Raw genomic sequence first — 18881 nt, 5'->3', positions numbered from 1 at the left:
AATCATGAGCTCAGGAAAATTATTATTAGGCGTATTGGCCGGCGTTGCAGTTGGCGCAACTTTAGGCATCTTATTCGCTCCAGACAAAGGTACAGCCACAAGGAAAAAAATTTCTAAGAAAGGCAATGACTATGCAGAAGCATTAACTGATAAATTCAATGATTTCATTGGCAGTATCAGCCAAAAATTTGAAACAGTGAAAGAAGATGCAATCGGTATGGTTGAGAATGTAAAATCCAAAGCAGGGGAAGTTGCAGCTGATGCAAGTACAGCCCGAAATTAAAATTTACAGCAGTCAAAGTCATTTGACAATTTATATTCAACAGGCAACTGCCTGTTGAATATAAATTAATGTGATACAGATTTACTCGTTAAAAAACAAAAACATGGAAACTCCGGCAAACCTGATAGAATCTTTAATTGAGAAAGCAGAAACATATGGCAAAACGACCCTTGAACTTTCTAAATTTAAAGCATTGGACGCATCTACCCGTATAGCAACTTCACTGATATCACGGATCACTGTGATCATTATACTTGCGATTTTTTTAATGGTATTGAGTATTGGCGTTGCCCTGGTGCTTGGAGAACTACTGGGCAAATCTTACTATGGCTTTTTTATTGTTTCATTATTCTATCTTATTGCAGGTTTATTATTTCACTTTTTTCTTTACAAATGGATCAAAAAACCTGTAAGCAATTCAATCATTAAGCAAGTGCTTCAATAAACTAACTTATGCAAAAAATAAATTCCATAGCGGAACTTGAAGAAGCCATTCTTCAATTGGAAACCCGGCAAGCACATGAAGCAAAAATGCTGAGACAACAATTCCATCTCGCTTATAGCAGCATAAAGCCAATTAATTTAATAAAAAGCACTTTTAAAGAGGTAGCGGAATCAAAGGAATTAAAAGATAATATCGTAAATACTTCTGTCGGCCTGGGTGCTGGTTATCTTTCCAAAATCCTGTTTCAAGGAGCTTCAAAGAATCCTATTAAAAAATTGTTGGGCAATGTTTTAATGTTTGGTATTACAAACTTAGTAACAAAGCACCCGGATACTATTAAATCAGTCGGCCAGAGTTTTTTGAAAATTATCAACCCACATCATGGTGGAGAGATTGATGGAAATGGTAAGAGTGAAATAAAATAAATCATTCCCGGGTATAATTGGGTATCATTTTTTATTCTTCTTTTGGGACCCGCAGATCTAATTTCAGTTCATTGATGTCCAACTCCTGTTCAATCTGCCTGATGGCATCATGACTAAACTCACCTTCCTTGTGCATCTTCAGCAACAACTCTCTCTGAAATTTAGTGATCTCCAATTGCGCATTTAATAATGCACTTGGTGGTTTTGGTTTTATTTCTTCGTCATTTCTCTTTGCTTTTATATGCCGGTGAACTTCCTTCGTGAGATCATTGACACGGTCTTCATATTTCTTTTTTAACTCTTGTTCTGATTTATTATCCAACTGTACTGATAATTCCTGTTCAATAAAATGCAGTGAACTGGTTGCAAGATATAATTGCAGTTCTTTTTCTTCTGCCGTGGTATTGTCCTGTGGTTTTATTTTAAGCAAGCGTATAAGTAAAGGCAGCGAAAGTCCCTGTACTACCAGTGTTACAAAAATGACCACGAATGCAAGAAATATGATGGAGTTTCTTTTTGGAAAAGCAGTTCCATCATCTAACACTAATGGTAAAGCAAGCGCTGTAGCAAGTGATATTACGCCTCTTGTTCCTGTCCACGCAACTACCAGTACATTCTTCCAGGTGTCGTCGTATCTTTCATCAGCGGGTAAGTCAGTAACAGGCTTTCTTCTTTTTTGGAAATAATTGTGCAAATTGGCTCCTGCAAAAACCCAGATAATGCGTACCAGGATTGTCACGAGGCTGATAAGCAATCCATAACCCAATATCTGGGAGAAAGGATAATTGCCAAGACCTTTAATGATAAAGGGCAATTGCAGGCCGATGAGTATGAAAACAAATCCGTGCAATAAAAAAATCAATGTGTCCCACACTGCTTTTATTCTCATTCTTGCATCGTATGAAAAAACTTCGGGTGATCTCCATGATATAACCAGCCCGGTACTTACAACGGCCAATACGCCTGACATATGGAATTCTTCTGCTGCCAGGTAAGATACAAAAGGAGAAAGCAGTGTAAGACTTGTTTCAACAACAGGGTTGTTTGTTATTTTTTTATGAGCCAGTACAAATAAATAACCAACTATGATCCCGATAATGACTCCTGCAACCGAGATCAGTAAAAATTGAAGTCCTGCTTTCCAGAATACAAAAGTTCCAGTGGTCACGGCTACTACAGCATAACGGTAAGCGATCAAGGCCGAAGCGTCATTCACAAGGCTTTCACCTTCCAATATTGTAATAACTTTTTTATTCAACCCTAATCCTTTTATAATCCCTGATGCAGCCACAGCATCTGGTGGAGAAACAACAGCACCTAATACAAAAGCAAGCGGCCAGCTAAATCCCGGAATAAGATAATGTGCCGTAACGGCAACAGCGACTGTTGTAAAAAAAACAAGTGTAATAGCTAATGTGGAAATGGGTTTGATAGATGTTCTGAATTCGTGCCAGGAAGTTTTTGCAGCTGCATCATACAAAAGAGGTGGCAGAATAATGACAAAAACGGTATCAGGATCCAATGTCAGATCGGGTAATTGTGGTACAAATCCAATGGCTAGACCGGCGAAAACTAATAAAACAGGAAACGGAAGTTTTCTTTTATTAGCAATTGCTGTCAGGCTGATCAGAATGGCCATGATGAAAATAACAATTTTGAAATCCTCCATAGTTTCTCAAGCTACGCAAAAGCAGGAAATCTTGCAGACTTATAGTTAAAACATCAACATCTTGAATCAAGCAAGGGGATTATAGCTAAAAACGGACTTCATCCCCTGGGATAAGAGTGCTTAATTTCTAGCCAAATTCAGGAAAAGCATAATTATTATACGATAGATAAGGTTACATTACACCAATGCAAATGGGTTGTTTGCAAATAAATTATTGCATGTATCAATATACAAAATATAGAATCAATACGACTGATAGTTTCAAAGCAGATGATTTTCCGAAGATGGTAGATGAACTGACTGAACTTAATAATGCGTTGACCAATCTATCCGGAACATATAAAAAAGAGATCGTTCTTTCTTTTCTTAAAAAACATTCATTGGATTCCGATTGGATTGCAGCAAATCCTGAACTCACAGGTTTGATCAGCAGCAGTACTTTCAATACCGGGCATATGGAATCGCTTTTTGAATCTTCACAAACGAACAAACAATTTCAACAACAATACGAAAATTTTATACTTGAAACGATTTTGTAAAGAGTACAATCTTTAAAGAGAGTTTCAATCCAGCCACGGACATTATTAGCCGGAATGATCCGTATAGAGATACCATTTCCCCTTTACTTTTTTCATGAGACTTGAATAACGGCCATCGATGGTTTTGCCATCAGGATATTTTACATGAAAGTAACCAGTGACTTCAAACAACTCATAATTTTCAAACTGAAAACAACTAAAAAAGCTAACTTCGGATATACTCATTGTAAACTCATTTACTATGAAAATCAGGCTCCTGTTTTTGTTTCAAATTATTGCCATGAATTTAACTGCACAATTAAAACCAGTTTCTTCCGGAGTATTTCATTGGGATGAACTGCCAGTAAAGAAAGACGCCCAACGTGAATCAAGAAAAATTGCGGAAGGCACAACACCGGAATTTGAGTATTTTGAAATACATGCTACTACCCAGGAAAAAGGTACTATACCAAGACCTGCACATACACAAAAGAATATTGAAGAGGTGATCATCATCAAAGAAGGGACGCTGAAATGTACTATTGGGAATAAAACAACTGTACTGGGAAAAGGTAGTGTAATGCTGATACCGCCACTAGAAGCACAGACCTTTGAAAATATCGGCGATGGACCGGTAACTTATTATGTTTTTATGTTCCGCTCAAAGGATACAATGAATATGGAAAGAAGTAAACAGGCTGGCGGTGCATTATTATTAAACTATGATTCCCTTGTTTATACTGAAAATGGTAATAAAGGAACTAGAAAATATTTTGACCGTCCAACAGCGATGTGTGAAAATTATGAAATGCATATTACTTACCTGAAAACAAAAGGCCCCAGCCATACACCTCACCAGCATAAGGATACCGAAATTATTTTAGTGATAGAAGGCGAAACGGAAATGACTATTGACGGGCAGCATTATACAGCCAAAGCCGGTGATTTTTATATAGCAGAAAGTGGCAAAATGCATGGTGTAGGCAATGCAAGTGATAAGCCCTGCAGTTATTTTGCATTTAAGTGGCGGTAAAAAATGATGATCGGATTTGTAAATGCTAATGATTCTATATATTTAATCTCTAAAACAATTTTATGAAGAAGTTTTTTTCAAAACAATCATTGCTTTTATTATTGGCTCCTGCCCTGCTTTCATCTTTTATTTCATTCACAGATAGAGCAAATTTTGCCGGCGAATGGAAACTCAATGAAGGAAAAAGTGAGTTAGGAGAATTTGGTGGCCGCTTTGCTGCCCGCAGTATTAAGATCGAACAGAAAGAAGATGCTATCACTATTTCCAAAACGGCACCGGGTTTTAATGGTGAAGAGGTCACCACAACCGAAACACTGAAGTTTGATGGCAAAGAATCAGAGACGACTGTATTTGGCAGTTCTAAAAAGAAATCAACACTTAAATGGTCCGATGACAGTCAATCATTCGTGGTTAATTACTCAATTATGTTTGAAAGAAACGGGCAGACGTCTGAATTTAAAGGCACGGAAACATGGAGCCTTAAAGACGGAGCTTTGTCATTGGTCACAGTTTCATCTTCACCACGTGGAGAGAATACAACAAAAGCTGTATACAATAAATAAGCAACGGTTTACCAGATAACCAGCTTACCTGTTTCCAGCAATTTGCTATCATTCGAAACCAGTTTATAAATAATAATGCCTGGTGCCATTGTTGATATATCAATAGTGCCACCGGGCATTTCATTAAAGCTTTTCAGCAAGCGGCCTGTGATATCAAATAATTGTAAACGGCTATCAGGAGGTACACCTTGTTGTAGAACATAAGTCAACGGGCTATTGCGGCCAGCAGGATTGGGATAAAAGAGGATAAAACGTTTGCCCGTTGTTAACACAGAGATGATCTCTGTATAAACAAAAGCACCGCTTTTCAGTTTGATCTTTACACGCCAATAACTTGTACCGGGCGGTACATCGTTTACAAGATGATTATAGAGTTGAATATTATTAATTGCTTTTACTCTTCCACTTGTCTGGACTAAATTTCCTGATGCCGTCACTTGCTCAAAGAATATACTGTCAACATAACTTGCAGCACTTAACTCCAGTATAAGATCAAGGTTATTCTGATCCTGCAGGTTGTAATAAAAAGTTTTATAAAAACATTTAACCCCCTGCTGTGTAATATCCAATGCAATACTTCGTGCAGCAGGAAGGCCATTGGTTAATACCGGCTCTACTGCATATACTAGAGAAGGATATGCTGAACGCTTCAGCACGGTGAACGTATCAGCAACAGTGAGTATATGTTTTAAATAGGCGCTGTCAGTTAACGTATAAATTTTATAGCCATTTGCATAAATATGTTTGTTCCAGGAAAGGCCAAATGAATCGGCACATACAAAATCTATATTCAACCGGGTCACTTTACTGATGATAAAACTTTTTGAAAGAAAATCACCAAAAGAAGTTTCCATTTTAAATACAGCTGTACTACTTGTGTCTTTTATCGGCCATTGATAATAATTAGTATAGATCTTATGAGCAGTTTTAAGCAATTGCCAGTTGGTGCCACTATTATAACTGATGTATAAATTACCTGTTTGATTGGTATCAGCTACAAATGTTTTCCAGCGTATATCAAGATTTTCATTTTCCGCTCTGTTTACATCCGAAGCATGTTGAGGGCTGGTGAAGCTGAATGTATTTAAAGTATCTGTACGATAAGCTATACTAAACGAAATTGATGCTGTGTTGACACTTGTCCCTTTTACACGAATGAGATAATTACCTGCAGCAGGGAGTGAAATGCTTACCTGTTCTGCTGTGTTCAACGAATCTCTTTTTCTTGTTGGTTGTTTTGCTAATGAATCAATATGCGCCGTTGCATTTAACACCCACGGTTTATATATCGTTCCACTGCTGATTTCCTGTACTTCAAGATCAAGATCATTGATCAATGCTTTATTGTTATTAACGGAAGTTGCACTATCTGTCCATGCCAATGTTGCTTTCAGTTGTGCTGCATTCGCCGGAATAGATATTGTCTTTGTCCATTGTTGACCTTGTGATAATGAATTTCCATCATATTCTTTTTGTTGAATGGATTTAATTGCAGTATAACTATTCAGCAATCCATAACCTGTTTTATAATCGATTCCTTTTGTGTAAACATCTTCCGCTGTGTTATATAAAATTGCTTTTGTTAATGAAGCCGGCGGTAATGACTGGTTATTACTATCAGCATATACCTGTTGTATAACAGCGATAGTGCCGCTTACTACAGCGGCTGCATCCGATGTACCATTAGGTCCCAACGCTATTATTTGTGGCGCTACTCTCCCATCATACAAAGGGCCAACAGAGCTTTCTGCCGGAATATTTCCTTTATTGTCAATAGCCCCAACAGTAATTATGTTTTTTGCCATTTTAAAATTACCCGTGAGGTTGGCATAACCGGGAATATTTGCATAGGGACCTGTCGTAGCCGAAGACGTACCTTGATTTCCGGCAGAAAAAACAGGAACGAAATTTTTATTCTGCCATGTAAGTACATCATAGCTCACAGCTTCTGCTCCATAGAACTGCTGAATGATTGTCCCGTAAGAATGATTCTGCACAGTAACCTTATTTGTATTCAATAAGACAGCATCATCGGCAAACAGGTTTGAAAATGAACTGGGATAGAACTTACAGCCATAAGCAATTCCCCTGCCGTCATAAAAACTATTACCGGCGCCCCCAATGATGGAAGAAATAACCGTAGCATGGCTTGTAATGGTTGGAGCAGCCAATGATGAGGCAAGTACCCGTTTATGCAAATCGAGATCGGTTTCCTCCATTTTTTGTTCCTTCACTCCTGCTACAATATTTTTTCCGTTTGCTCCTGGTATACTGTAGTCGACAGCATTGAGTCCATGAAAACTTCTGTTATATCCAATGATGCCGGTTTCTGATTGTGGGTCAACCCGTACATCAATGAATATGATCTCTTTTAAAGAAACAAGTTTTTCTTTTAAAAGTTTAAAACTTGTTTTTATAAGTACTGATTTTGAAAGTTGATCAACGAAAATTATAGTTAGCTGTGGTTTTAATTTTTCCACTGCTGAAATTAATCCGACTAAGCTTTGACCTGCCAAAATAAACTTCTGTTGAATGTTATCGTTATCGTCAATTAATTGTTCAGCAAAAGGTGAGTATTTCCAGAGATCATTTGCAGGGGCGAATCTTGTTTGTTTTTTTAATAAACTAAAATCAGGTTCAGTGTTAATTTCAACAATAGCAGTGCTTTCGGAAAATTGGCGAATGATTTTAGCTGTAGCAGGTTTATCATTTTCCCAATGAATAATATAATAAGGTCGGGTTTCAGAAAATTGCAGGTTACTTGTATCTGCATTTCTCCTAAATAAACTATCTGCAATACCCTTTTTATTTAATTGTGCAAAAACCCTGGATTGAATAAATACACAACAAATAATGGCAATACACTTGCAGAAAGTTTTCATATTTGGTCTGTAATGCTTGAACATTAATAGCCGATAAGGGTCATGAACTAAAGGCTTTAAAATTACTGATATAAATTTTGCCGGAAGCAGCTTTCAAAAAAAATCCCTTTCTTAAAAAGAAAGGGATTTTGAATTCGGAAAATATTTTTAATAGACATATCTCAATGCAATTGCATCATCTGCATTTAAGATGGGGCTGCCATTTGTACAAGCCATCATCCATGAATTATAGGATCCGTTTACATTTGTGGGAGTTCCAGGAATATAAACAGCGCCAATGCTGCCTGCAGACTCACCGGCACCGGGACCGCAACTGTTTCTTCTCTTATAATCAGTATGACGGAAACCGATGCAATGGCCAATCTCATGTGCCATTACTTCGTCTACTTTATCAGTCGTGTTTAAATAAGTAGTTGCACAACTGCTGGTGCTGAGTGTAAAACCAGATGAAGGATTACCACTTGAAGTTGGAAAGCCAGAAGCCTGACCTAATATACATCCGCCACCAGAATTGCCAAGGTTAGCACCGGTGATATGGATCTGGCCACCTGAAGCTACTCTTTGAAATACAATTTTTAAATCTCCCAAACCATTATACCTGGCCAAAGCATTATCAAGTCCGGTAGAATAATAAGCCGGAAAACCAGAACCTAAGCTTACTGTTATTGTTCTTACTCCGGAAACTGGAGTGCTTACTACATTAAACGTACGGTAATGTTCTTCATCAGCGACAATGAAATTATTGGTAGGTGCTGCACCGGCCATTTCTTCCAATTGAGTCCTGGTAAGAAGAATATCTCCTTCAATAAGATAATTTCCATCTGATCTTCTTTCAACCCAATTACTATTGAAACCAGCTGAAGCTACCAACGATTTCTCATCTTGGCTCAAAGCATTTGGATCTGCAGATTTGGTCGTTGATTTTTGACAACTAACAATTGCAACAGCAAGCATTGCTGCAACTCCAGTTGAATAAAGAAATTTTTTAGTTTGCATGCGGGTTGTTTTTGGTTTAAAAAATAAAGAACGAATGTAAGCTATTTGTATTATAGCCAAGTCGTATTACTACTAACACTGTCATATTAATCTCATTTATTATTGAACAGAAAAAAAATTATAATTCAATCGGGCTCAGTTTCAATTAAACAAAAAAGCTGTTTCTTCTTAATGAAACAGCTTTTGAAACTATTGGTATCCAATTAATAAACATAGTTTAATGCAGTGCCATCGGCGCTGCTAAAACTAGGACTGCCATCTGTACAAGCCATCATCCATGATTTATAATTACCAGCAACTGTTGTAGGTGTACCCGGAATATGGATAGCACCAACACCTGCACTGCCTTCATTCGCATTTTGCCCGCAGCTTGAACGGTTCATAAAATCAGTATGACGGAAGCCAATACAATGGCCCATCTCATGCGCAACTACCTCATCCACTTTTCTTGAACTGTTTAAATAGCTGATTGCGCAACTACTAGTGCTAAGCGTAAATCCAGATGAAGGATTGCCGCTGCCAGTAGGAAATCCTGATGCCTGTCCTAAAATACAACCGCCGCCAGAAGTACCAAGGTTTGCACCAGTTATATGTATCTCACCGCCGGATGCTACTCTTTGAAAATTTATTTTTAGTCCATAACCATTATAACGGGCTAGTGCAGCATCTAAGCCGGTAGAATAATAAGAAGGAAATCCGGAGCCAAGACTTACTGTAATTGTTCTTGTACCTGAAACAGGAGTAGCAACAACATTAGTTGTGCGGTAATGTTCTTCATCGGCAATGATCAGGTCATTCGATGAACCTGTACCAGCCATTTCCTGCAATTGAGTTTTGGTCATCAGGATATCGCCTTCAATTAAAAAATTACCATCGGGTCTTCTTTCCGCCCAATTACCATTAAAGCCTGCTGAAACGATCATTGCTTTTTCATCGGTAGTTAATGCGTTACGGTCTTCGGTTTTGGTTGCTGATTTTTGACAACTTAAGATTGCACCGGTAAGCACTAATGCCAACCCGGCCGGGATAAAAAGCTTTCTCATATTTAAAAAGTTTTTGGGTAAAAGTGAATTACCGAATATAAAAACATTTTCACATACAAATTCAGTCTGTGTGAAAAAAAAATGTATAAGTGATAATAGTGATTTTACCAGTGTTTGAACTATAGAATGAAATAACATCTTGATTTCTATTCCACAGGTATCATTTCATCATCTTCTCCAAATACGTATTTATTAAACCAAATCCAGTTGCCAGGTGGCTGCAAAGGCTAAATTAAACACCATAGAAATGATTGATTTTTTTAAGCAGGTGGTTACTGTTTATATTTTTATATTCGTATTCTCCAGATTTTTAAAGAATGTCCATAAGTAAGTCAAACTCAGAGTAAAAATAGTTATGAAAAGAAGTAAATTTTTACAAACCTCGGCCGCTATAATCGGCAGCACCTTTTTACCATCCAGCAGCTTTGCTGAAGAAAATCATAAACCAGGTAAAATAAGATTTGCTTACCTGACCGATATACATCTAAAACCTGATCTTACTGCTGAAACAGGTATGGCAAAAGCCTTTCAGCATGCACAATCATTAAAACCTAAAATTGATTTTATCATTAATGGTGGTGATTCCATTATGGATTCTCTCGAAGCGGACAAACAAAAAACACAAACCCAATGGGATCTTTTTCATTCTATTTTAAAAAAGGAAAATAACCTGCCCATTTATCACTGTATTGGCAATCATGATGTGTGGGGCTGGTTTTTAAAAAATGATAAACCCGAAGCTGATAAATTATATGGCAAGCAATGGGTGGTGGAAACATTGGAAATGCCCAAACGTTATTACAGCTTCACTAAAGATAAATGGCATTTTATTGTGCTGGACAGTACGCAACTCAACCCGGCCGGTGGGTATATCGCTTACCTGGATCCGGAACAATTAAGTTGGCTACAGCAGGAACTGGAACAATCAAAAGATAAATTCATTTGCATTGTATCGCATATTCCTATTCTCTCTATCTGTGCCGGATTATTCTTTAATAAAACAGAAACTAATGGCGATTTGAAAATTCAACGTAACCTGATGCACACTGATTTCCTTGCGTTGAAAAAAATATTCCTCTCTAATCCCAATATAAAAGTTTGCCTGAGTGGTCATATTCATTTACAAGATGAAATCGAATACCTGGGTGTTAAGTATTATTGCAATGGTGCTGTTTCAGGCAACTGGTGGAAAGGATCATACCAGGAATTTGCACCGGCTTATGCAGTTTTTGAATTCTATGATGACGGCAGGTTTGTAAGAACGATGATAAATTATGCATAATACGAAGAGAAGACTAAAGTATACCCTCACAAAATATAAGTAACACCATCAATTACCCGTGTTATTATACCATCTTTTAATGTGCCGGGATATCGTTCCATGGAGTTATACCATCCAAGAGTGAAAGATCCAATAGCTTTTAGTTTACCCCTGAGTGCTCTATCATCAAAGGTAGAGTAGTAAGTGATGTTTGTATTACCCACTGATTTTAATTTGCCGCTGTAAGCTTCGTTCTCAAATGAGTTATAATAATTAAAACCTTTATTCCCGGCGAATTTTATTTTACCTCTCAGTAATTCATTATCGAATTCACCAAAATATGTAAAAACATTTCTGCCTAGCATTTTGACCTTACCGGCGAACTCATCTTTTTGTAATGAACCGTAATAAGTGATGTTTGTTACACCGATGCTACGAACCTTGCCGTTTAAAATTGAATCAGTTTGATTAGTGTAATATTCTACCCGGCCCATATAAGGTTTCAGCATACCCGGCATATTATAATAACGTCCTGGCTCCTGTTCATAACCCCATTCCAATATTTGACCATCAGTTGAAATTTTTATGATCACTTTCTGATCGGTTATATAAGAAATGCAAACAAGATTTTCTCCATTGTTGAATTGTACAAACTTTAGATTTTGTCCGTAAACGAACAAATAAGATAAAAAAGAAAACAGGAGTGTAAGAATCCTTTTCATATATTTCAATTGCAGTATGAAGATATAACAAATCGGTTAGCAGAACTGACAAAGTCAGCTAAAAATTGAACGGCAGCACTATCTGGCCAAATCCTTTAGTTGATTGCGGAAATTAGCTATTAATGTATCTTGGAAAGCTTATTATTATCAATGGAGTTATTCTCAACGTATTCAATTTTGAACCTGGTGCTGATATTCAGTGGGGCATTTATCCTGGGACTGGCAAAAGCCGGACTGAAAGGGATTGACATGCTGAATGTGACCATGATGGCCCTGGTATTCGGTGGCAAAGCATCTACAGGCATTGTATTGCCTTTATTATGTGCGGCAGATATTGCAGCAGTGATCTATTATCACCGGCATGCACAATGGAAACATTTTTGGAAATTACTGCCATGGATGACTGCAGGAATTTTGATCGGCGTATTTGCAGGCAAGGATTTGGATGAAGCAATTTTCAGAAAGATAATGGCTGTGATCATTATTCTTACTGTTATCATTATGCTGGTTATGGAGTTTATCAAAACTGAAAATGTACCAACACATCCGTTGTTTGCTGCCAGTACAGGCGTGGTGGCAGGCATTACTACTATGCTTGGAAATTTAGCGGGAGCATTTTCAAATCTTTACTTTTTAGCGATGCGAATGGCGAAGAATGATTTTATCGGAACAGCTGCCTGGTTATTTTTAGTGATCAATTTATTTAAACTTCCATTCCAGGTATTCTACTGGAAAAATATTACCACAAGTAGCTTACAAATTGATCTTTGGTTATTACCTGCATTGGCGATTGGTTTTTGGCTGGGAATAAAAATTGTGAAGCATATAAATGATGGCAACTACCGTAAAGCAGTGATCGTACTTACCTTGATCGGCGCTACTGTGGTTTTCTTAAAATGATGTTCTATTATCATTAGTTTATGGCAAAAAAAAATCTGCGATAAATAAATATCGCAGATCCACTATAAAAAGATATAACTAAATACTATTTTATTACCATCTTTTATTATCAGAGCGGGGTGCTTTTTCCCTTGCAACTGAAACTGATAAGGCTCTTCCTTCAATATCCTTATTGTTCAGGCTTTTCATAGCTGCTTCAGCTTCCGCTGCAACATCCATTTCAACAAAACCAAAACCACGGCTTTGTCCGCTTTCCCTGTCAGTAATAATTTTTGCTGATTTTACATTTCCAAAGGCAGCAAATAAAGTTCTTAAAGCTTCCTCATTTGTGTGAAAGCTTAAATTCGAAACATACATGTTCATAACTAAAAATTTAAAATAAAAAATACAATACTTGTGACTAAAAAACTGGGGACAAAAAGTAAAGAAGGATAAAATGATACTGTGTGAGGAGTAAAACTTTGAGTCAGTCTTATACTGAATGTGAACCGAATTAGATCGTCACCCGGTGAAGGTAGTCTATTAAAAAGCAACTAACTAATCTATTTACGGGTATATAGCTCATTTGTGCAAAATAACAAGGTTCAATGTGGGTATTAACGATGGTAACTACCTCATAGTGTTCATTATACTCAGTTACTCAGCTATGTGATATTAGTTTTAAATAAGTAGCTGATTCAGAAATAAGACCAATGAATCAGAAAAAACTAGTTTAGCATTTTAGTGCATGCTGGTAATTGTCATCTGCTCACCCTTAGCATTCACTCTATATGATTTTGCACCATCAAATAACAAAGCCTCAGAGTGACCTTCTTTGTGATGTACATCGATATCGATAACCCTACCCTTATAAGCCGAAACAACTTCATTAGCGATCACAGTATGCCCGGTAACGATATACTTGCAATCATATATATTAAGTGTGCTGTCTACTTGTGACTGAGTGGCCCGGGGTTTACCATAATAATAACCACGGTACCAGAATGGGCTCTCATCACTGAATAATAACTCGGAATAGACACTGGGAAACCTGGAACTCGTATCGGAATAATAAATGCGTGCCGTATCATTGATTGCTTTCAGCGGTATTTGTGCATCATTCATATAAGGAGAAAAGCCGCCATGCGCAAACAGTACATTGCCGATCCGTTCAGTTATATTTTTAGTTGCGAGCCAGCGTCCCAACTCAGCTTGTTGACTAAATAATTTCAAATAAGAAATATGCATACTATCAGCATGTGCGATATATCGTGGATGAACATAATGATGATCACCATTCATGTTCATGATCTCATGATTGCCCAAAATATAGTGAACTTTTCCACCAGCAGCTTCGGCCTGGCTTTCGAGTGAGTATATCAGCCAGAGTACTTCAGTGACCATAGTGCCGCGGTCAACAAAATCACCGACCAGTACTAAATGACCATCTCCAAAGATCCATTGATAGTTTGCATCTATCACAGCATTTCCCTGCAGGAGTTTACGAAAAGCTGAAAACTCGCCTTCGATATCAGATACTACCAGCATTTTTTTAGGTTTGTTGTAGCTGCTTTTTTGAATGTTAAGGGTGGGTTGCAGTTTTACTTTGAAAGTTTTGCCTGCTTCATCAGTTTGTACTTCCAGTTGCAATTGATCCTTTTTCGATTGTTCAAGGTGTTTGCTTCGTAACGATAACTGACCATTTGCTGAATCAATATATTGAACAAGTATTGAATCCCCTTTGTAAAGTACATAAGGCCCATCAATAGTTAGTGGCGTTCCATCAGCTGGCGGTTGTTGTTTTGCAGAGGGTATCTTTATCCATGCAAGCAATACTGTTGCAATTATTATGGTTAAAATTTTCAGCATATACTTTTAGACGAAATTTTTAGCGAATCCGTTGATGCTTGTTAAAGAATGTGAATTCTTTGACAAATGAATTTAGGCGTCTAAGATATTGGATTTGGCCATTTATCCAAGTAATTCATAAGATATGGAAGATCTTTTTGTATGGGTTATTGGTAGGAACAGAAGAACTTAAAAATTCAACTTCCTGACCGCCTTTATCCACATTAATCAGAATCCCGAAAAAAACAACAAAAGACCAATACTTTTGCCACGAGAATAAATAATATTATAATACCGTGCCAACCGCCGCATTAATAAAATCGTCAATTTTAACACACATGAAACTGATATCCACCCTTTTTATAAGCATTGTAAGCTTCCTTACGATTTGTGCCCAACAAAATATAAGTGCTGTGTCTATTGAAATCAACGGGAATAGAAACTTACAGGTATCGGTAGATGGAAAAGGCTTTGACCTTAGAAACAGTGCAACAAGCGGCACTAAAACTAGTATTGCTTTTAATAACCTCGGATCAGGACAGCATACAATACAGATCACCCGTACCGAAGTAATTCCAGGTGTCAAAGAAACCATTCCTGTTTTGTTTAATCTCAGGTATGGATTTGACATGCTGATCATTGTTAACGAAAATGGAAGCCTGCAACTAACCGAGACAAAGAAAATACTGGTACAGGAAACCACCCCAATGAGCAATGCTGATTTCAATACTTTACTGAAAAATGTAAGAGCTCAGGCCACAGTTAATGGAAGAAGATCAGTAATAGCCAATGCATTTAATAATACCAATAATTATTTCACCACTTTCCAGGTGGAGCAGTTGCTTCAATTAGTAAACTCTGAAAGTTACAGGCTGCAGTTAGCTAAATTATCTTATCGCGGCATTACCGATCCTGATAGCTTCAGCCAATTATATGACCTGTTTACGACCCAGGCAAGCAAAAATGAATTAGAGGAATATGTAAATAGTTACAAGGATACTATCAATCAGCAGGCGCCAATGATGGATGCTGAATTCAATACTTTATACCAGGGTATCAGGAATCAACGATATACCAGCACACAAATGAATTCACTCACCGATGCATTTAATAATACTAATTATTATTTCACATCTTCCCAGGCAAGTCGGCTGATTCAAATAATGAGTTTGGAAAGCAACAGGTTGCAATTGGCTAAATTATCCTATCGCAGTATTGTAGACACTGCCAATTTCATCCAGGTAATTAATTTGCTCGGTATGCAGAGCAATAAAAATGAATTGATAGCATATATCAGAAATTATAATGGTATTCCTTCTAAAACTCCTATATCCGATGCAATGTTTAATGTATTATACCAGGATATTAAAAACCAAAGGACACTGAGTCTTCAGATGGCTTCTTTAACCAATGTATTTAATGACACCATTAATTATTTCACCACTTACCAGGCAGGTCAATTCATTCAAATAGTTACTGCTGAAACCAATAGGCTACAATTAGCTAAATTATCTTACCGTGGCATTGTAGATACAGCCAATTTTATACAGGTTTATAATTTATTGCCTACACAAGCTGCAAAAAATGATTTGAAGGCTTATGTAATGAATTATAATAACCCTGGTTCTGGTAATACTCCAAAAATTCCGATGTCAGATGCTGATTACAATTCTTTATATCAGAGTGTTCAATTGCAGTTTTTTCCAGGTGAAAAAATGATCTATCTTACTACTGCCTTCAGTAATACATATAACTATTTTACGAGTGCACAGGCAAAACGATTAATTCTGTTAGTATCGTTGGAAAGCAACAGGCTACAGTTAGCCAAATTATCTTATCGTTCAATTACAGACAGGAATAATTTCAACATTCTGTATGATATGTTTACCAGCCAGGCAAGCAAGAATGACCTGGAAGCGTATGTGAAAGCTTATAAAGATTGATCTTATTATTTATGTTGCGAGAGCATCGAAATTTTATTACTTCCCTCCAACGCTTTTTTCACCTTCGGCGCAATCTTAGTTCCGTAAATCTCTATTGATTTCATCAGCGATTGATGCGAAGGTCCACCTACATCCATATGTGCAGAGAAACGGGTGAGGCCAAACAATTCCTGCATATGTAAAATTTTATCAATGGCTTCATTGGCATCACCAATAATTAAATGCCCGTTCTTACTTCGGCCGATATCATACTGTTGTTTCTGGTAAGGAGGCCATCCCCGACTTTGGCCTACTCTATCCATCTGCGTGGAGTAGATGGGGTAATATTCATCAGCTATTTTCTTACTGTCTTCACCAAAAAATGCATGCATATGCACACCTACCTGGAATTTATTTACATCATGACCAAACTGCTTGTACAAATCCTTGTAATAATTAAACAATGGTTTGAATTGTACAGGATCGCCACCAATGATAGCAAATATTACAGGCAGCCCATGTTTAGCAGCTCTTACTACTGACTCAGGTGTGCCACCCACGGCCACCCAAATATTCAGATGATCGTTGACAGCACGTGGCAATATTTGTTGACCTTTTAATTCAGCTCGGAATTTGCCTTTCCAACTAATGGGATTATCCTTATTTATTTTCAGCAGCAATTCCAGTTTCTCCTCAAACAGATCATCATAATCATTCAGATCGTAACCGAACAAAGGAAATGATTCGATAAAACTGCCGCGACCAGCCATAAGTTCTGCCCTGCCATTTGATAGTTGGTCAATCGTTGCAAAACTTTGATAGAGTTTTACCGGGTCCGACGAACTTAATACAGAAACAGCACTGCCCAGTTTAATATTTTTGGTAACGCCAGAAGCTGCTGCCAGGATTATTTCCGGTGCAGAGACCGCATAGTCAGGACGATGATGCTCACCAATTCCATAAAAGTCAAGCCCTACTTCATCCATCAGTTTTATTTCTTCAATAAGCTCCCGCAAACGCTGCCCGGCCGATTGTGGTTTCCCATCTTTGGAATAATGATTATCACCAAACATTCCTACGCCTAATTCCATAATGTATTATTTAGCAGCGAAGTTATGGTGGTTATAAAGAAAGTAAGTTGATGTATGTTATGAAAAAATATGCAATGTCGTAATGAACACAAGCATCAAAGATGCTAAACAAAAGAGTTCTTGTCAGGGTTGCAGCAAGATCTTGAAACTAATAGCCCTTACATTTTACCGGGTATTGTAAAAAAAGGGTAAAATTTTCCCCACGATTAAAGGCTCCACGTAGTTATAAACAGAAACAAGACGGGGTGGATAATTTGCTTAACAAAAAAATCAATTAGGGCAGGCAATTTGCTATAATAGCTTGCAATGGATTCTATTCTTGTGTCTCATTCAAAAACTGTAACCATTAACCCTTAAAAAAATATTATGTCAAACACAACTACGCTTAAACAAAAATTGGCAAAAAAAATTCTTGTTGTTGAAGATGAAGGCGAAATAGGCTTAGTACTGGATATGGTCCTTAACAAAGGATCAGTTGAACTGGATTATGTAAGTAATCTTTTGGCAGCTGATGAGTATCTTCAAAAACAACAACCTTCAGTAATTATACTGGACAATAAACTTCCCGATGGATTCGGAGTTGATTTTATCGGTTATATTAAGAAAAAATATCCTTCTATCAAGATCATCATGATCTCAGGTTTAGTAACAGCCCGTGATGTGGCTTTGGAAAATGGCGCCGACCTGTTTTTTGAAAAACCTTTTTCAATGGAAGAATTTGAAAATGCAGTAACCCGGCTTTTGCAGTGAGATCAGCAATAGAATCATGTTTGATATAATCCAATAAGATTATTTTTCCTTTATCTGTAATTCTTTCCAGGGCGAAGTGTCATCTTTTTCTCTTTTGAATTCGTATGCTGAAGAAATGCCAATAACAATTTCTGCAGTAGTATAAATTTTACAGCCTTCCATTAGATGGCCACCGATAGTTTTACCGGTACTATCGCTGATGCTGATATGCAGGTGGCTCCCATTTACTGAAACTGTGCCAGTAAGACTTACAATTTCAAAATGACCAGAAGCACGACTACCCTCCTGCTGATTGGCAAAACGAATATTATAATCAGTAAGACTCCCCACGCAAGTATTGATCCATCCGGCAATAATTTTCTTTTACTAGAACATCAATACCATTACGAAGATCTTCCCCGGGTTTAAGTCGAAAAGCATATACTTTATTACCATCCATTGCGAATTAGTTTGAGGAATTACAAGAAAAATGACAGCATTACTATCAAACAAAATATTTCAAATGCTTCATTTACAAATGTATTAAAAATCAAACACGGGAAAACACGGGA

19 protein-coding genes and 1 pseudogene are annotated in these 18881 nt (G+C 37.3%); 10 read left to right on the top strand and 10 right to left on the bottom strand.

What is annotated here, in order from left to right:
• Positions 1–4 precede the first annotated feature (4 nt).
• The 3 genes from E6H07_15175 to E6H07_15165 all read left to right on the top strand — a co-directional run bounded on the left by E6H07_15175 (position 5) and on the right by E6H07_15165 (position 1153).
• Positions 5–283 (top strand): YtxH domain-containing protein, encoded by a 279-nt coding sequence (locus E6H07_15175; protein TMI62748.1) that lies wholly within the window; start codon positions 5–7, stop codon positions 281–283.
• A 103-nt stretch (positions 284–386) separates the two neighbouring features.
• Positions 387–728, top strand: a complete 342-nt coding sequence (locus tag E6H07_15170; protein TMI62747.1) for a hypothetical protein — start codon at positions 387–389, stop codon at positions 726–728.
• Positions 729–736: 8 nt separating this feature from the next.
• The gene (locus tag E6H07_15165; GenBank protein TMI62746.1) at positions 737–1153 is read left to right on the top strand and encodes a hypothetical protein; all 417 of its coding nucleotides are present in this window, start codon (positions 737–739) and stop codon (positions 1151–1153) included.
• Positions 1154–1184: 31 nt separating this feature from the next.
• On the opposite strand, the gene E6H07_15160 is transcribed toward E6H07_15165, so the two are convergent.
• On the bottom strand, positions 1185–2822 hold the full coding sequence (locus E6H07_15160) for a Na+/H+ antiporter (GenBank protein TMI62745.1): 1638 nt from the start codon (positions 2820–2822) through the stop codon (positions 1185–1187).
• Between the two features lie 218 nt (positions 2823–3040).
• On the opposite strand from E6H07_15160, the gene E6H07_15155 reads away from it, so the two are divergent.
• Positions 3041–3361 (top strand): hypothetical protein, encoded by a 321-nt coding sequence (locus E6H07_15155; GenBank protein TMI62744.1) that lies wholly within the window; start codon positions 3041–3043, stop codon positions 3359–3361.
• Positions 3362–3406: 45 nt separating this feature from the next.
• Here the strand turns inward: E6H07_15155 and E6H07_15150 are convergent, their stop codons facing one another.
• Complete coding sequence (locus E6H07_15150; protein TMI62743.1) at positions 3407–3586, bottom strand: hypothetical protein; 180 nt, start codon at positions 3584–3586, stop codon at positions 3407–3409.
• 16 nt (positions 3587–3602) lie between these two features.
• Between E6H07_15150 and E6H07_15145 the strand changes: the two genes are divergently transcribed.
• Positions 3603–4373 (top strand): cupin domain-containing protein, encoded by a 771-nt coding sequence (locus E6H07_15145; GenBank protein ID TMI62742.1) that lies wholly within the window; start codon positions 3603–3605, stop codon positions 4371–4373.
• 62 nt (positions 4374–4435) lie between these two features.
• Positions 4436–4936 carry a hypothetical protein gene (locus E6H07_15140; GenBank protein TMI62741.1) on the top strand — a complete coding sequence of 167 codons (501 nt, stop codon included), beginning with the start codon at positions 4436–4438 and terminating at the stop codon, positions 4934–4936.
• 8 nt (positions 4937–4944) lie between these two features.
• On the opposite strand, the gene E6H07_15135 is transcribed toward E6H07_15140, so the two are convergent.
• The 3 genes from E6H07_15135 to E6H07_15125 form a co-directional block, all read right to left on the bottom strand.
• Positions 4945–7842 (bottom strand): T9SS type A sorting domain-containing protein, encoded by a 2898-nt coding sequence (locus tag E6H07_15135; GenBank protein TMI62740.1) that lies wholly within the window; start codon positions 7840–7842, stop codon positions 4945–4947.
• A 123-nt stretch (positions 7843–7965) separates the two neighbouring features.
• Complete coding sequence (locus tag E6H07_15130) at positions 7966–8814, bottom strand: protease (protein TMI62739.1); 849 nt, start codon at positions 8812–8814, stop codon at positions 7966–7968.
• A gap of 203 nt (positions 8815–9017) precedes the next feature.
• Positions 9018–9995 (bottom strand): protease, encoded by a 978-nt coding sequence (locus tag E6H07_15125; protein ID TMI62738.1) that lies wholly within the window; start codon positions 9993–9995, stop codon positions 9018–9020.
• Positions 9996–10212: 217 nt separating this feature from the next.
• Between E6H07_15125 and E6H07_15120 the strand changes: the two genes are divergently transcribed.
• A complete protein-coding gene (locus E6H07_15120) occupies positions 10213–11139 on the top strand; it encodes a metallophosphoesterase (protein ID TMI62737.1) in 927 nt (308 codons plus the stop codon).
• 26 nt (positions 11140–11165) lie between these two features.
• Here the strand turns inward: E6H07_15120 and E6H07_15115 are convergent, their stop codons facing one another.
• A complete protein-coding gene (locus E6H07_15115) occupies positions 11166–11840 on the bottom strand; it encodes a hypothetical protein (protein ID TMI62736.1) in 675 nt (224 codons plus the stop codon).
• A gap of 150 nt (positions 11841–11990) precedes the next feature.
• Here E6H07_15115 and E6H07_15110 point away from each other — a divergent pair, with 150 nt between their 5' ends.
• Positions 11991–12740, top strand: a complete 750-nt coding sequence (locus E6H07_15110; protein TMI62735.1) for a sulfite exporter TauE/SafE family protein — start codon at positions 11991–11993, stop codon at positions 12738–12740.
• 93 nt (positions 12741–12833) lie between these two features.
• Here E6H07_15110 and E6H07_15105 read toward each other — a convergent pair whose 3' ends face one another.
• Entirely contained in the window at positions 12834–13103 is a 270-nt protein-coding gene (locus E6H07_15105; protein TMI62734.1) for an RNA-binding protein, read from the bottom strand.
• Positions 13104–13460: 357 nt separating this feature from the next.
• Positions 13461–14588: a metallophosphoesterase gene (locus E6H07_15100; GenBank protein ID TMI62733.1), complete on the bottom strand. Its 1128-nt coding sequence runs from the start codon at positions 14586–14588 to the stop codon at positions 13461–13463.
• Between the two features lie 317 nt (positions 14589–14905).
• Here E6H07_15100 and E6H07_15095 point away from each other — a divergent pair, with 317 nt between their 5' ends.
• Positions 14906–16510, top strand: a complete 1605-nt coding sequence (locus E6H07_15095; protein ID TMI62732.1) for a DUF4476 domain-containing protein — start codon at positions 14906–14908, stop codon at positions 16508–16510.
• Positions 16511–16515: 5 nt separating this feature from the next.
• On the opposite strand, the gene E6H07_15090 is transcribed toward E6H07_15095, so the two are convergent.
• Complete coding sequence (locus E6H07_15090; protein TMI62731.1) at positions 16516–17580, bottom strand: LLM class flavin-dependent oxidoreductase; 1065 nt, start codon at positions 17578–17580, stop codon at positions 16516–16518.
• 366 nt (positions 17581–17946) lie between these two features.
• On the opposite strand from E6H07_15090, the gene E6H07_15085 reads away from it, so the two are divergent.
• Positions 17947–18330: a response regulator gene (locus tag E6H07_15085; GenBank protein ID TMI62730.1), complete on the top strand. Its 384-nt coding sequence runs from the start codon at positions 17947–17949 to the stop codon at positions 18328–18330.
• A 39-nt stretch (positions 18331–18369) separates the two neighbouring features.
• Here E6H07_15085 and E6H07_15080 read toward each other — a convergent pair.
• Positions 18370–18769 (bottom strand): annotated as a pseudogene (locus tag E6H07_15080) (DNA-binding protein).
• Between the last annotated feature and the right edge of the window lie 112 nt (positions 18770–18881).

It is taken from the genome of Bacteroidota bacterium, from assembly GCA_005882315.1.
In the GTDB taxonomy this organism is placed as follows: Bacteria; Bacteroidota; Bacteroidia; order Chitinophagales; family Chitinophagaceae; genus VBAR01.
This window is presented reverse-complemented; position numbering and strand designations above follow the sequence as displayed.

Excerpts from the sequence above, each read along its gene's own strand:
- E6H07_15125 (TMI62738.1), bottom strand. The coding sequence starts at position 9,995 with ATGTTATTTCATTCTATAGTTCAAACACTGGTAAAATCACTATTATCA.
- E6H07_15135 (TMI62740.1), bottom strand. The coding sequence starts at position 7,842 with ATGTTCAAGCATTACAGACCAAATATGAAAACTTTCTGCAAGTGTATT.
- E6H07_15100 (TMI62733.1), bottom strand. The coding sequence starts at position 14,588 with ATGCTGAAAATTTTAACCATAATAATTGCAACAGTATTGCTTGCATGG.
- E6H07_15120 (TMI62737.1), top strand. The coding sequence starts at position 10,213 with ATGAAAAGAAGTAAATTTTTACAAACCTCGGCCGCTATAATCGGCAGC.
- E6H07_15145 (TMI62742.1), top strand. The coding sequence starts at position 3,603 with ATGAAAATCAGGCTCCTGTTTTTGTTTCAAATTATTGCCATGAATTTA.
- E6H07_15110 (TMI62735.1), top strand. The coding sequence starts at position 11,991 with ATGGAGTTATTCTCAACGTATTCAATTTTGAACCTGGTGCTGATATTC.
- E6H07_15115 (TMI62736.1), bottom strand. The coding sequence starts at position 11,840 with ATGAAAAGGATTCTTACACTCCTGTTTTCTTTTTTATCTTATTTGTTC.
- E6H07_15130 (TMI62739.1), bottom strand. The coding sequence starts at position 8,814 with ATGCAAACTAAAAAATTTCTTTATTCAACTGGAGTTGCAGCAATGCTT.
- E6H07_15090 (TMI62731.1), bottom strand. The coding sequence starts at position 17,580 with ATGGAATTAGGCGTAGGAATGTTTGGTGATAATCATTATTCCAAAGAT.
- E6H07_15095 (TMI62732.1), top strand. The coding sequence starts at position 14,906 with ATGAAACTGATATCCACCCTTTTTATAAGCATTGTAAGCTTCCTTACG.
- E6H07_15160 (TMI62745.1), bottom strand. The coding sequence starts at position 2,822 with ATGGAGGATTTCAAAATTGTTATTTTCATCATGGCCATTCTGATCAGC.
- E6H07_15170 (TMI62747.1), top strand. The coding sequence starts at position 387 with ATGGAAACTCCGGCAAACCTGATAGAATCTTTAATTGAGAAAGCAGAA.
- E6H07_15105 (TMI62734.1), bottom strand. The coding sequence starts at position 13,103 with ATGAACATGTATGTTTCGAATTTAAGCTTTCACACAAATGAGGAAGCT.
- E6H07_15175 (TMI62748.1), top strand. The coding sequence starts at position 5 with ATGAGCTCAGGAAAATTATTATTAGGCGTATTGGCCGGCGTTGCAGTT.
- E6H07_15085 (TMI62730.1), top strand. The coding sequence starts at position 17,947 with ATGTCAAACACAACTACGCTTAAACAAAAATTGGCAAAAAAAATTCTT.
- E6H07_15140 (TMI62741.1), top strand. The coding sequence starts at position 4,436 with ATGAAGAAGTTTTTTTCAAAACAATCATTGCTTTTATTATTGGCTCCT.
- E6H07_15150 (TMI62743.1), bottom strand. The coding sequence starts at position 3,586 with ATGAGTATATCCGAAGTTAGCTTTTTTAGTTGTTTTCAGTTTGAAAAT.
- E6H07_15155 (TMI62744.1), top strand. The coding sequence starts at position 3,041 with ATGTATCAATATACAAAATATAGAATCAATACGACTGATAGTTTCAAA.
- E6H07_15165 (TMI62746.1), top strand. The coding sequence starts at position 737 with ATGCAAAAAATAAATTCCATAGCGGAACTTGAAGAAGCCATTCTTCAA.